Annotated in this window: 10 protein-coding genes; 8 read left to right on the top strand and 2 right to left on the bottom strand. The window is 72.6% G+C overall.

What is annotated here, in order from left to right; translation table 11 throughout:
* The first annotated feature begins 60 nt into the window (after nt 1-60).
* Nucleotides 61-957, top strand: a complete 897-nt coding sequence (gene murQ / locus AB0946_RS31660; RefSeq protein WP_366764102.1) for an N-acetylmuramic acid 6-phosphate etherase — start codon at nt 61-63, stop codon at nt 955-957.
* A gap of 131 nt (nt 958-1,088) precedes the next feature.
* Nucleotides 1,089-2,660, top strand: coding sequence for a glycoside hydrolase family 30 beta sandwich domain-containing protein (locus tag AB0946_RS31655; protein ID WP_366764101.1), 1,572 nt, complete (start codon nt 1,089-1,091; stop codon nt 2,658-2,660).
* Between the two features lie 2 nt (nt 2,661-2,662).
* Here the strand turns inward: AB0946_RS31655 and AB0946_RS31650 are convergent, their stop codons facing one another.
* A complete protein-coding gene (locus AB0946_RS31650) occupies nt 2,663-3,307 on the bottom strand; it encodes a CatB-related O-acetyltransferase (RefSeq protein WP_366764100.1) in 645 nt (214 codons plus the stop codon).
* A gap of 146 nt (nt 3,308-3,453) precedes the next feature.
* Here AB0946_RS31650 and AB0946_RS31645 point away from each other — a divergent pair, with 146 nt between their 5' ends.
* Entirely contained in the window at nt 3,454-4,497 is a 1,044-nt protein-coding gene (locus AB0946_RS31645; protein WP_366764099.1) for a helix-turn-helix transcriptional regulator, read from the top strand.
* 92 nt (nt 4,498-4,589) lie between these two features.
* On the opposite strand, the gene AB0946_RS31640 is transcribed toward AB0946_RS31645, so the two are convergent.
* Nucleotides 4,590-7,151 carry a carboxypeptidase regulatory-like domain-containing protein gene (locus tag AB0946_RS31640; RefSeq protein ID WP_366764098.1) on the bottom strand — a complete coding sequence of 854 codons (2,562 nt, stop codon included), beginning with the start codon at nt 7,149-7,151 and terminating at the stop codon, nt 4,590-4,592.
* Between the two features lie 655 nt (nt 7,152-7,806).
* On the opposite strand from AB0946_RS31640, the gene AB0946_RS31635 reads away from it, so the two are divergent.
* From AB0946_RS31635 to rpmG, 5 genes are all read left to right on the top strand, one after another.
* Nucleotides 7,807-9,726: an ABC transporter ATP-binding protein gene (locus AB0946_RS31635; RefSeq protein WP_366764097.1), complete on the top strand. Its 1,920-nt coding sequence runs from the start codon at nt 7,807-7,809 to the stop codon at nt 9,724-9,726.
* 455 nt (nt 9,727-10,181) lie between these two features.
* Nucleotides 10,182-10,553: a hypothetical protein gene (locus AB0946_RS31630; RefSeq protein WP_366764096.1), complete on the top strand. Its 372-nt coding sequence runs from the start codon at nt 10,182-10,184 to the stop codon at nt 10,551-10,553.
* A 113-nt stretch (nt 10,554-10,666) separates the two neighbouring features.
* Complete coding sequence (locus tag AB0946_RS31625; RefSeq protein WP_366764095.1) at nt 10,667-10,933, top strand: DUF2630 family protein; 267 nt, start codon at nt 10,667-10,669, stop codon at nt 10,931-10,933.
* Between the two features lie 125 nt (nt 10,934-11,058).
* Nucleotides 11,059-12,954 (top strand): Na+/H+ antiporter NhaA, encoded by a 1,896-nt coding sequence (gene nhaA / locus AB0946_RS31620; RefSeq protein ID WP_366764094.1) that lies wholly within the window; start codon nt 11,059-11,061, stop codon nt 12,952-12,954.
* A 93-nt stretch (nt 12,955-13,047) separates the two neighbouring features.
* Complete coding sequence (gene rpmG / locus AB0946_RS31615) at nt 13,048-13,212, top strand: 50S ribosomal protein L33 (protein WP_014669330.1); 165 nt, start codon at nt 13,048-13,050, stop codon at nt 13,210-13,212.
* Nucleotides 13,213-13,237 lie beyond the last annotated feature (25 nt).

Below are 13,237 nucleotides of genomic sequence, written 5' to 3'. Positions count from 1 at the left end.
CCCCGGAGCCCCCCGCTCCGGCCAAACGCTTGCGTACCGCCCAGGAAAGGAAAAGCCGCCGTGGACCTCAGCACTCTCGGCACCGAGACCCGCAACGAGCGGACCGCCGACCTCGACCGGATGCCGGTCGGCGAACTGCTGTCGGTCATGAACGACGAGGACCAGACCGTCGCCCTCGCGGTACGCGGCGCGCTCGCGGAGATCGGCACCGCCGTCGAGGCCATCACCGCGTCCCTGCGCCGCGGCGGACGGCTCGTCTACCTCGGCGCCGGCACCAGCGGCCGTATCGGACTGCTCGACGCCGTCGAGTGCCCCCCGACCTTCGGCACCGCCCCGGAACAGGTGGTGGGCCTGCTCTCCGGCGGTCCCGGCGCCTTCGTCGTCGCGGTGGAGGGCGCCGAGGACGAACCCGAGCGGGCCGCCGCCGACCTCGAAGCGATCGGCGTGGACGACCGCGACACGGTCGTCGGGCTCGCCGCCAGCGGCCGTACCCCCTACGTCGTCGGCGGCCTGAAGCACGCCGCCGCCAAGGGCGCGACGACGGTCTCGGTCGCCTGCAACCGCGACGCGGTGATCAGCCGCTACGCCGACATCCCCATCGAGGTCCCCACCGGGCCCGAGATCCTCACCGGGTCGACCCGGCTGAAGGGCGGCACCGCCGAGAAGATGGTCTGCAACATGCTCTCCACCGCCTCCATGGTCCGCCTGGGCAAGGTCTACGGGAACCTGATGGTCGACGTCCGGGCCAGCAACGAGAAACTGCTCGACCGCGCCCGCCGCATGGTCGTCCAGGCGACCGGCGCGGACCCCGAGGCCGCCGCCGGGGCACTGCGGGCGGCGGGCGGACACGCCAAGACGGCCATCGTCATGCTCCTCGCGCACTGCACCGCCGAGGAGGCCGCCCGGCGCCTGGAGGAGTCCGGCGGCGACACCCGGACGGCCGTGGGTCGGGGCTGAAAACCCTTCGCCTCAGGCTTACTTCAAACCTTGACTTAACCTCGCGGAATTGCTTGGATCCGGAGCGGTCGCGCGCCGCCGGCACACGTGTGGCGCCGACCCCCGACACCCCCGGAGCCCAGGGAGCAGGCGTGGGACGTCATCTCACCGCACTAGCGGCCGTCGCGACCATGACCGTGTCCGCGCTGGTCGGCGCGGGCCCGGCCGCGCACGCCGACCGAGCCGCGGGCGGGCCGCCCGGCCACGGCAGGATCGTGACCGGCACCTACTCCACCGGCGCCGCGCGGGCCTGGGCGCCGCTGCCGGAGGTCAGGACCGGCACCGACCCCGGCGGCCCGGTCGACGCCACCGTCGTCGCGGACCCGAAGGCCGTCCGGCAGCAGTACGCGGGCGTGGGCTTCTCCCTGGACGAGACGAGTGTGTCCAACCTGTGGAAGCTCACCCCCGCCGAACGGGAGAAGGCCGTCCGGCTGCTCGTCGACCCCGTGCACGGCGCGGGCCTGGACCGGTTCCGGCTGACGATCGGCAGTCCCGACCTCATCGAGCACCTGCCGTTCTGGTCGGAGGACGACCTGCCCGCCGGCGTCACCGACGACTTCGGGCTGAAGCACTTCTCCATCCGGCGGGACATCGACCTGCACATCGTCGACACGGTCAAGCTCATCCAGCGCTACAACCCCCACGCCACCTTCTTCGCGTCCGCGTGGAGCGCGCCGGCGTGGATGAAGACGAACAACCGGTTCACCGGGCAGGTCGCGCTCAAGCCGGGGAGCAGCACGGAGTACTACCAGGTCGGCAAGTTGCGGGACGACTGCATCGACGTCTTCGCCCGGTACTACGTCAAGTTCGTCCAGGCGTACGCCCGGCACGGCATCCGGGTCGACGCCCTGACCCTGCTGAACGAACCGGGCATGGACGTCGTCTACCCGGCGATGGACATCAGCGTCGCCCAGCAGCAGAAGCTGGCCCTGGCGATCAAGCGGGAGTTCCGGGCCGCGCGGCTGGACACCGCACTGTACGTGCACGACTTCAACTTCTGGGACTGGCGCGACCCCAACAGCGAGGCGACCAAGAACTACCACCGCATCTTCGACGACGCCCCCGACGGCTCGGTGACCGGCGCGCAGGTCCGCGAGGCGGCCGACGCCATCGCCTTCCACCCCTACTGGGGGGACCCCCGCGTGATGCGCGACGCCTACGAGCAGACGGGCAAGCCGGTCCAGCTCACGGAGACGAGCGACCTGTCGCCGTCGACCATCCTCGACGACTTCCGCCTCGACGCCGGTTCCTACATCCTGTGGGCCCAGACCACCGACCAGGACGGCGGCACGCTGCACTGGACACCGGCCCGGGACAACGACATCGACTGGAACCAGGTCGCGGCCACCACCAAGTGGCGGGACCGGCTGGTGACGGTGAACACGGCCACGCGCCACTTCACCGTCCGCGACGAGCTCTACCCGATCGGGCAGTTCGCCAAGTACCTGTCGCCCGGCGACGTGCGCCTCGAATCCAGCGCCGCCGAGCACGGCATCGGCAACGTCGTCTACCGCAAGAAGGACGGCACCTTCGTCGCGGTCCTCGGCAACAGCACCCACACCGACGGCAAGGTCCGGATCACCGTCGCCGGCCAGTCGTTCGTGGTGACGGTCCCGGCGGACTCCTTCGCCACCTACCGCTGGAGGAGCGGGCCGGGCCACTGACGTCAGCGACCGCCCGGGGCGGCGGCCTCCAGGTCGGCGACGCTGCCCGACATGATGGTCCGCACATGCTCGGTGATGTGCTCCAGGGGCCAGTCCCACCAGGCCACCGCCAGCAGCCGGGCGACGTCCCGGGGGGTGTGGCGGGTGCGGACGAGGCGGGCCGGGTTGCCGCCGACGATGCCGTAGTCGGGCACGTCGCCGGTGACCACGGCCCCGGTGCCGATGATCGCGCCGTGCCCGATGCGCACCCCGGGCATGACCGTCGCGCCGTGGCCGAACCACACGTCGTTGCCGACGACGGTGTCCCCGCGGTTCGGCAGGCCGGTGAGCAGGTCGAAGTGGTCGGCCCACGAGCCGCCCATGGTGGGGAACGGGAAGGTCGAGGGGCCGTCCATGCGGTGGTTGGCGCCGTTCATGATGAACCGCACGCCCGTGCCCAGCGCGCAGAACTTGCCGATGACCAGCTTCTCCGGCCCGTAGTGGTAGAGCACGTTGCGTGTCTCGAACGCGGTCGCGTCGTCCGGATCGTCGTAGTAGGAGAACTCCCCGACCTCGGTCAGCGGGGACCTCACCAGCGGCTTGAGCAGCACCACCCGCGGCTGCTCGGGCATCGGGTGCAGGACCGTCGGGTCGGCGGGCACGGGCATGGTGAACGGTTCCCCAGCGGTCGACGTGACACGGGCTGTTCCATGATCCCCGTACCGGGTCGTCCCGTACACCGATTTACTGTCGGGCGATGGCGGTCCTGCGCCATGCCTTCGGGGTCGCCGCGAGCAGGGGAGTGTCGGAACACATGGATGGGACGCCGGACAGCCCGTGGCCGGGAACCGGGCTGGACCCGCTGGCCGGGCGGGTGCTGGAGCATCTGGTGAGCGTGCCGTCGGCGGACGCCGTCCAGGTGGCGGCCGCGGTGGGTGTGTCCGGACCGGCGGCGGAGGAGGCGTTGCGGCGGCTGGAGGAGGCCTCGCTGGCCCTGCGCGCCGACGGTGCGACGGCACGCTGGGCGGCAGGCCCTCCGCGCGCGTCCCTCGGCGCGCTGCTCGCCCGCCGCCGGGCCGAACTGGCGCGCGCCGAGGCACTGGTGGAGCGCCTGCACGAGACGTACGAGGAGGTGTCCGCGCCGCGCACCGCGCACCTCGTGGAGGCGCTGGAGCACGAGGAGGAGGTGTCGGCCCGCTACGCCCAGCTGCTGAAGGGGTCTTCGGTCGAGGTGCTGCACCTGGCCAAGCCGCCGTACGTGACCGGACAGCACGCTGCCGCCCGGGACCTGGGCGTGGCGGACGGAGTGCGGATGCGGTCGGTGTACGAGACGGACGGTTTCACCGACGCGGTGTCGCTGGAGACGGCGCTGCGCGGGACCGCGGAGGGCGGGCAGTTGCGGCTCGCCTCCCGGCTCCCGGTGAAGCTCGTGGTGTTCGACCGGGCGGCCGCACTGCTGCCGGTGCGCGGGGACCGGCCGGCGGCGGGCTCCGTGGTGGTGCACTCACCCGCCCTGGTGGAGGCGCTGGTGGCGCTGTTCGAGAGCGTGTGGGAACGGGCCGAGCCGGTGTCCCTGGCGACCCGGCGCGAGGGCCCGCCGCCGGTGCCCGCGCCCCGGCCCGAGGACCCGGTGCCGGATTCCGGCGCACCGGCGGTACGGCCGGACCGGCGGACCCGCGAGATCCTGCATCTGATGGCCACCGGGATGAAGGACGACACCATCGCCCGCGTGCTGAAGGTCAGCAGGCGCACGGTGCAGAAGCACGTCAGCGAGGCCGGGGTCCTGCTGGGCGCCCGCACCCGGTTCCAGATCGCACTGCTGGCGGCGGAGCGGGGGTGGCTGGAGGAGCGGCCCTGACCGTGCCGTCGTCCCGGCCGTGTCCGGGGCGGTGCCGGTGGCGCACCCCGACGGGACGCGCCACCGGTGCCGCGTGAGTCAGCTGTCCTGCGTCACGGCCGCGCCCGGAGCGCGAAGCTCGTCCCCGTGACGCGGTCGCCGTGCGTCACGGCCCGCCGGTCCCGTGGCGCGTACCCGTCCGCCGTCGCGCGCAGGGTGTGCACCCCGGTCCCCGGCGTGAACAGCGTGTACAGGCCGTCGCCCACGGCCGGGTCCTCGGGCGTGGCCACCGTGCTCGCGACGGCGTCCGGTGCCGAGGCGTCCGTGACGGTCGCGCCCACGAGGCCGTGACCGGTGCGGGCGTCCTCGACGGTGCCGGCGGTCAGCCCGCCCGGTACCGGCTCCAGCGTCCGGCTCTCCACGGTGACGTCGTCGACCTCCCAGAAGTAGGCCCAGTTCGCGACGAAGTGGAAGCGCAGCCGCACGGACGGCTGCCCGGCGTAGTCCCGCAGCGGCACGCGCACGGTGACGTGGTCGGCCTGGCCGCCCGTCTTGGGGCCGCCCCACACGTTCTGCCAGGTGGCGCCGTCGTCGGTGCTGGCGTCCACGGTCATGTGCTGCTGGCTGAGGTTGGTGATGTAGCCGGTGCGGAACGTGAGGGCGGCCGACTGCGCGTCCGACAGGTCATAGGAGGGACTGACCAGCGAGGTGTCCTGGTGCGGCCCGAACGGCCCGCTGTCGCTCTCGATGACGGCGAAGGCACCGCTGCCGCCGGTGATGTTGCCCCGCTCGTTGGGATCGTCGAACCGCCAGCCGTTGTCGCTGCCCGCGTCCGACACCGTCCAGCCCTGCGGTGCGGCCGTGCTGGAGTCGAAGCCCTCGGAGTGCTGCGCGCGGTGGAGGTCGTAGCCGACGGCGGTGGCCGCGTCGGGGTCGGCGGTCAGTGCCGCGTCCACCGTCACCGGGCCGCCGCCCAGCCTCACCTCGCGGGTGAGCGGCTCGTAGCCGGGGAGGGCGGCCGTGATGCCGAGACGGTAACCGGCGTCCTTCGGCAGGGAGATGTCGTAGTCACCGGTCACCGGGTCGGTCCAGACCGGCGCCTCGGGGGAGCCCTCGACGGCGATCCTGGCGTACAGCGGCCAGCCGTGCCCGGAGCCGTCCCGGACGGTCCCGCGCACATGGGTGCGGGGCAGGGCCTTCAGGCCGAAGTCACGGGTCACGGTCGTACCGTCGGTGATGTCCACGGTGACGGCGGCCGGGGACGCGTAGCCGAACGCCGTGACGGTGAGGCCGCCGACCTCACCGGCGGGCAGGTTCAGCGTGTACGTGCCGTCCGCGCGTGTCGTGGCCACGTCGAGCCCGGACCCGACGGTGGCGCCTGCGACGGGCCCGCCGGTCTTCGCGTCCGTCACCGTGCCGGTGAGGGTGCCGCTCGGACCGCTGCGGAAGGCGGCCAGACCGGAAGGGGTGCCGAGGCCCGTGGGGCCGTCGTAGCCGGTGCCCGCGGTGCACAGGTAGGCGGTGGCGCAGGTGCCGTTGGACCCGGAGGTGATGTCGTTCAGCCCCGGGCCGTCCGTCGCGTACGGGTAGGCGTTGGGATAGGTGCCCGGGCGGGGCGGGCCGGCCAGCGCGTAGGTCGCCGCGATCACCGGGGTGGACGCGCTGGTGCCGCCGTAGCGCTGCCAGCCGGTGCCCAGCGAACCGAACGTCGAGTACACGGCAACGTTGTCAGCGACCGCCGACACATCGGCGACACTCCGTCCCGAACAGCCGGTGTCCTTCTGGAACTCCGGCTTGGCCTGGTACGACGCGCAGCCCGAGCCCGGGCCGTAGGAGCCCCGCTTCCACACGGTCTCGTCCCAGCCGCGCGGGCTGTCCGGGTCGGCCGTGAGGTTGGTGCCGCCGACCGCCGTCACGGTGGACAGGGTCGCAGGGAAGGAGACGCCGTAGCCGTTGTCCCCGCTCGCCGCGACGATCGCGACACCGGGATGGTCGTAGGAGGAACCGTACGTCTCCTGGTCCGAGGCGAAGTCGCCCGTGCGGCCGTAGGAGTTGGAGACGTACTTGGCGCCCAGCTCGACGGCCTTGTCGACACCGGCGGCGAGCCGGTCCAGGCCGTCGTTGTCCGTCTCCACGAGCAGGATGTGCGCCTGGGGGGCGACGGCGGAGACCATGTCGAGGTCGAGGGCGATCTCACCGGCCCACGTGTCGTTCGACGTGGGGTAGTCGGTGCCGCCGCGCTGGTCGACCTTGCGGAAGCAGCCGTTGGCGGTGGTGCACGGGGGCAGACCGTACTGGGCGCGGTAGACGGCCAGATCCGCCTCGGCGTTGGGGTTGTCGTACGCGTCGACGATGGCGATGGTCTGTCCGGCGCCGCCGTCGGCCGGGAGGCTGTAGGCGCTCCGCAGGTCCTGGGGGCCGAGCCCCGGCGGTGTCTGTGCCGCGGCCAGCCGGCGCAGCGGGGGTTCGTCGGAGCGCATGGCGTAGCAGGACGCGTGCCCCTCGGCGGGGGTGCCGCACACGGGGGTCAGGTCGGTGCCGCCGGCCTGGCCGGCGGCGGACGCGGGCGGGGTGACGCCCAGGAGGACGAGGGCGGAGAGCCCGGCCGCCGCGAGTCCGTGCCGGACGGCCCGGGAGACGGTTATTCGCTCTCTGCGAAGCGAGGATGACGTCACTTCGTACCTATCGTGAACAGGCCCTCGGTCGAGGGCCGACTTCGGGCCAATTAGCGGGAACGAAATAACGACGTGTCAATACGTGCCGTGTTAAGGCCAGATGAGCCCAGCTCGCAGCGGGTTCTCACTTGCGCAGCAGCACGAAACGCCCTCGCTCCGCCGCTTGTCCGGCCGCAGTCGAGCGGATCAGAATGACGCCGGAGCAGAATTCCCGAAAAGGCGCGGGAATTCCCGTCGGTCCGCCCGACCGCGGTGAGCGTGGGGCGGAACTCCCGCGACCCGGTTGAAGGCGATGCGCCCGGCGGCGTATCCGCTCACGGCCCGGAGCCGCTGGCGGCGGACAGCCTCTGGCGGCGGACCGCCTCTGGACGTACGCGGCCGACGCCCTTCGCCGAGCACCCCGCTCCTCGGCACGGCGCCGATGAACCGCCGCCGTGACAGACCGGCCAGGTGCGCGGGCTGCGTTGAGGTACTTCTGATGGTTCGCCTGGTACAGGGCCGGCTTGGCGGTCTCCGTGTCCATGGGGGCCGGCGCGGGTGCTGAGTGCGGTTCCGAGGCGGCGGACCTGTCCGGTTCTTGCCGTTCCGCGTTAAATGCCTGGACTGAGAAACTCCGCGGACGGGAGACTTCGCCATCCGAACCTCCGGGAGTGTGATGGGGACAACAGACGCACGCGGGCCGACACCGGGCAGGAGCGCGGTCGTTCTGGCGCTGCGCCGCTACGGCCGGGAACTGTTACGACTACGCCTGCTGGCCCTGCCCGCGCTGCTGTTGCCGGCCGTGGGCAACATCGGCATCCGCTACGTCGCCCCCCTGCTGATCGCCAAACTGGCCGGGCAGGCCGCCGGCGCCGGCGGACTCACCCTCGGCCCGGCACTGCCGTACGTGCTGGGCTTCGGTGTGACGCTGCTGCTCGCCGAGGCCGTGTGGCGGGTCGGGCAGCACTGCCTGAACCGCCTGGACGCCCTCGGCATGGAACACCTGTACGTGAGCGGCATGGACGAACTCCTGGCCAAGGACGCCGCGTTCTTCCACGACAACTTCGCCGGCTCCCTGACCAAACGGGTGCTCAGCTACGGCAAGCGCTTCGAGGACTTCGTCGACACGGTGACGTACCGGATCGTGGGCAGTCTGGTCCCTCTGGTGTTCGGTTCCGTGGTGCTGTGGAGCTACCAGCCGATGCTGGTCGTCGGCCTGCTCGTGATGATCGCGCTGACCGTGGTGGCCGCGACGCCTCTGATCCGCCGCCGGCAGAGACTCGTCAACGACCGTGAGGCGGCGATCGCCCGGGTCTCCGGACACGTCGCCGACAGCCTCGTGAACATGGAGACCATCCGGGCGTTCGCGGCCGAGCGGCGGGAGGCCGACGAACACCGCAGCCGTGTCGCGGACTCCCGCCGCCTGACGCTGAGGTCGTGGGACTACGGCAATCTGCGCGTCGACACCCTGGTCGCCCCCATGTCCGTGCTGACCAACGTGCTCGGTCTGCTGGTGGCCGTCGCCTTCGGCGGCTCGGGCCAGGGCGTCGAGGAGATCGTCGTCAGCTTCACCTACTACTCCAACGCCACCCAGATCATGTTCGAGTTCAACCAGATCTACCGGCGTCTGGAGAGCTCGATGACCGAGGCCGCGCAGTTCACCGAACTGCTGCTGGAGCCGCCCACCGTGCTCGACCCGGCGGAGCCCGAACCGCTCGCACCGCGGGACACGGGCATCCGCTTCGAGGCGGTGACGTTCGCCCACGCGGGTGCGAAGCCCATCTTCCGGGGACTAGACCTGGACGTGCCCGCAGGCGCACGGATCGGTCTGGTCGGCAGGTCCGGCGGCGGCAAGACCACCCTCACCCGACTCCTGCTGCGGATGTCGGACGTCGACGGCGGACGCATCCTGATCGGCGGCCAGGACATCAGCCGGCTGCGCCAGACCGACCTGCGCTCACTGGTCGCCTACGTCCCGCAGGAACCCGCCATGTTCCACCGCAGCCTGCGGGACAACATCGCGTTCGCCCGGCCCGGCGCCACCGACGAGGAGATCCGCGAGGCGGCCGAGGCCGCGCACGTCACCGAGTTCGCCGACCAGCTCCCCGACGGCTTCGCCACGCTGGTGGGGGAGCGGGGGGTCAAACTCTCGGGCGGCCAGCGCCAGCGGGTCGCCCTCGCCAGGGCCATCCTGCGCGACGCCCCGGTCCTGCTGCTCGACGAGGCGACCAGCGCGCTGGACTCGGAGAGCGAACTCCTCGTCCAGGACGCCCTGTGGCGGCTGATGGACGGGCGTACGGCCCTCGTGGTGGCCCACCGCCTGAGCACGGTCGCCGGCATGGACCGTCTCGTCGTCCTCGACCGCGGAAGCGTCGTCGAGCAGGGCACCCACGAGGAACTGCTCGCCGCGGACGGCGCCTACGCCAGGCTCTGGCAGCACCAGTCGGGCGGATTCCTCGGCGAGAGCACCGAGTCGGCCCCGGGACGCCAGGTGCCGGAAACCGGTCCCGCCACGCCGTCCGGACCGGCCGGCCCGGGACCGGACGGGAGCCGCAGGACGCCGTCGCCCGCCCGTACGAGCACCGGGCTCACATGACGGCCCACGCTCCGCCGGGTCCTCGCCGGAAACGGCGTCGCCGCCGGCTCGGCCGCCGGGTGGGCAGTCGGGGCCAGCGGGAGGCCGCGCAGCAGGACCGTACTCGGCTCCCCCCGTCCCGCCGGGCCGACCCGGACGCTCCACTCGCCCGACCGCGCCGCACCGCCGGGTGCGGAGCCGTCGGGCCGCGTCCGTCCCGCCCCGTCACCCGGGCGGCGCATCTGCCGCGCTCCGGCCGACGACGCCCCGCACGGGGTCCTCACCGGCTGTGCCGCCCCGGCCACCCGCGTCCCTCGCCCGGCAGCCGCCGGCGGCCCGGCACCGTCCGGCGGACGCCGGGCGTGCCGATCGCCCCGCCTGCGTGGATGATCGTACGGAGAGGAGGCCGGACACCGGTGTGCCTCACCGACGCCTGACCTGTCCCGGCCTCGTTCGTCACCGCGAGGGAGACACCTGTGCTGCGCTCGATCATGACGGGGACGGCCGCGGGCCTGCTGGGCGCCGCCGCGCTGTGCCTCGGGGCCCCGGCCCCCGCGTTCGCCGGTACGGGCGGCGCCGCCCGGTCGCCGCTCACGTTCTGCGGTACGGACAAGGCCACCGGGCTGGCGGTCTGGGCCGACCCGGCCGGGTCCTGCGCCACCGCCCTGGAGGTCGCCGGCGCCTACACCATGGCCGCGTCCAGCAGGGCGGGCGCGCCCGCCACCATCCGCGTCGGGGCGGCCACCTGGACATGCCAGGAGCGTCAGGGCGACCCGAACCCCTACCAGGAGTGCGTCACGGGCGACAGCGGCGGCCGGGCCGGCGGCCGGGTCGTTCTCACGTCCTGAGGCCCCAGTCGGAAACGATCACCGTACGCCCCGCCGTGGCGAACGGCTCCAAGCTGCTGTTCAATACATGAAATCGACTGATCGAGGTCGCATCACGGCTTGGGGAGAGAGACATGACGACGGGACCCGGCGCCGAGACCGAGAAGCAGATCCTCGGACGCATCACGGATATGATCAACCAGGAGAAGGACCTGCGGGACCGTCTGGCGGACCACGGCATCGACCAGCCGACCGAGCACGAGCGCCTGGCGCGGCTGGAGACCGAGCTCGACCAGTGCTGGGACCTCCTGCGGCAGCGCCGCGCCCGCGCCGCCGCCGGCCAGGACCCCGAAGAGGCCCAGGTGCGCCCGGCGTCGCAGGTGGAGCGGTATCTGTCCTGACGGCCGGCACGGGCCCGTCCCGCCCCTGCCCTGTCTCCGCCCCCGGAATGAACGCCCCACCTGCCGCTGTTGCCACGGCAGTGCCGGCCGGCACGGGACTCGGCGCGAGGTGGAGATGAGCACGGATGAGCATGGCGTTCGCACCCGACGACCTCTCGGGCCAGACCGCCTGCGACGGCTCCCGCTCACCGCTGCGCCACTTCCTGCGGACCGAGACCGGTAGCGCCGCCGTCCTGGTGACGGCGGCGCTCGTCGCGTTGCTGTGGGCCAACGTGGCGCCCGCGGGCTACGCGTCGTTCTGGGAGACGCACCTGTCCGTCGGGATCGGCACCCACGGTCTGTCCCTCTCGCTGCGCGAGTGGATCAACAGTGGCCTGATGGCGCTGTTCTTCTTCGTCGTCGGACTGGAGGCACGCCGCGAGTTCGACATGGGCGAACTGCGCGACCGCCGGCGTCTGGCCCTGCCGCTCGCCGCCGGGATCAGCGGCATGGTCGTACCGGTCGCCGTCTTCCTCGCGGTCAACGCGGGGCACTCGTCCGTGCACGGCTGGGGTGCGGCGATGTCCACCGACACCGCCTTCGCCCTCGGCATGCTCGCCGTCGTCGGGCACCGGCTGCCGAGCGGTTTGCGGATCTTCATCCTGACGATCACGGTCGTGGACGACTTCGTCGCCCTGGGCGTCATCGCCGTCGCCTACAGCGAGCACGTCGACGTACCGGCACTGCTGATCGCGGTCGCGGTGTTCGGCGTCATCCTGCTCGTCCGCGCGCTCGGGGTGCGCCGGGGCCTGGTCTACGCGCTGCTGGCGCTCGTCGTCTGGGCCGCGCTGCTGGAGTCGGGTGTCGATCCCGTGGTCATCGGCCTCGCCATGGGCCTGATCACGTACGCGTACCCGGCGGCACGCGCCGACCTGGAACACGCCACGGGCCTGTTCCGGATGTTCCGCGAGCAGCCGACGCCCGAGCTGGCGCGCTCGGCGCAGGCCGGCCTCGCGTCCGCGATCTCGCCCAACGACCGGCTGCAGGGCCTGTACCACCCGTGGACCAGCTATCTCGTCGTCCCGCTGTTCGCCCTGGCCAACACCGGTATCCCGCTGGACGCCGGCCAACTGGCGCGGGCGTTCACCTCGCCGGTCACGCTCGGCATCCTGCTCGCGTTCCTCGTCGGCAAGCCGCTGGGCATCGTCGGCGCGTCCGCGCTGGCGTACGGGGTCAGCCGGGGGCGGGTCCGGCCGCCGGTCGGCTGGGGAGCCGTCGCGGCGGGCGGCGTGCTGGCCGGGACGGGCTTCACCGTCTCCCTGCTCATCGCGACCCTCGCCTTCAGGGGGACACAGCTGGCGGACGCGAAGATCGGCATCCTGAGCGCGCTGGCCGGCTCCTTCCTGATCAGCCGGCTCCTGACCGCGGTCCTCGCCGTGCTGCCGGGCAGGCTGCGGCAGCGGGCGCTGCTCGGCGACGCGGAGACGCTCGTCGACCTGGCGGTGCCGGTCGACCCCGACCGCGACCACGTGCGGGGCCCGCGGCACGCGCCGGTGACCGTCGTGGAGTACGGCGACTACGAATGCCCGTACTGCGGACAGGCCGAACCGGTCGTCCGTGAGCTGCTCGGCGACTTCGGCGACGTGCGGTACGTGTGGCGGCACCTGCCCCTGACGGACGTGCACCTGCACGCCCAGCTGGCGGCCGAGGCGGCGGAGGCCGCGGCCGCGCAGGGCCGCTACTGGGAGATGCACGACCTGCTGCTCAGCCACCAGGGCGAGCTGCGCCTGGGCCATCTGCGCACGTACGCCGACGCCCTCGGGCTGGACCCCGGGCGCTTCGACCGGGACCTGCGCTCCCACCGGGGCGCGGCGCGGATCGCCGAGGACGTGGAGTCGGCGGACCTGAGCCAGGTGGCGGGCACGCCGACGTTCTTCGTGAACGGGCGCCGGCACCACGGGGCGTACGACATCGCCAGCCTGTCGGCGGCGGTGCGGGCGGCTCGTGAGCGGGCGGCGGTCGGGGCCCGCGGGGGGCGGTGAGGGCCGGGAATGCATCACGGGGTGGTGGTGTTGAGAGGAACGTCTGACATGTTCGAGTCAACGGACTCGGGCGGTCGGCGGAAGGAGTCCCTCATGGCACGCAGCACCACACGCCCCGTCGTCAAGCTGAAGTCGACGGCCGGCACCGGCGTCACCTACGTGACCCGCAAGAACCGTCTGAACGACCCCGACCGGCTGGTCCTGCGCAAGTACGACCCGGTGGCCGGCGCGCACGTTCTCTTCCGCGAGGAGCGCTGAGCCCCGCGCACCCTCGCCCGCTTGT

The sequence above is a fragment of the Streptomyces sp. NPDC046870 genome (genome assembly GCF_040704595.1).
GTDB lineage: Bacteria > Actinomycetota > Actinomycetes > Streptomycetales > Streptomycetaceae > Streptomyces > Streptomyces argyrophylli.
Note: the sequence above shows the minus strand (reverse complement) of the source record. Positions and strands in the feature narration are given on the sequence as shown.

Bases quoted from the DNA above. Each gene is read 5' to 3' on its own strand.
- AB0946_RS31650 (WP_366764100.1), bottom strand. From the start codon at position 3,307: ATGCCCGTGCCCGCCGACCCGACGGTCCTGCACCCGATGCCCGAGCAG.
- AB0946_RS31625 (WP_366764095.1), top strand. From the start codon at position 10,667: ATGACGACGGGACCCGGCGCCGAGACCGAGAAGCAGATCCTCGGACGC.
- AB0946_RS31635 (WP_366764097.1), top strand. From the start codon at position 7,807: ATGGGGACAACAGACGCACGCGGGCCGACACCGGGCAGGAGCGCGGTC.
- nhaA (WP_366764094.1), top strand. From the start codon at position 11,059: ATGAGCATGGCGTTCGCACCCGACGACCTCTCGGGCCAGACCGCCTGC.
- rpmG (WP_014669330.1), top strand. From the start codon at position 13,048: ATGGCACGCAGCACCACACGCCCCGTCGTCAAGCTGAAGTCGACGGCC.
- AB0946_RS31645 (WP_366764099.1), top strand. From the start codon at position 3,454: ATGGATGGGACGCCGGACAGCCCGTGGCCGGGAACCGGGCTGGACCCG.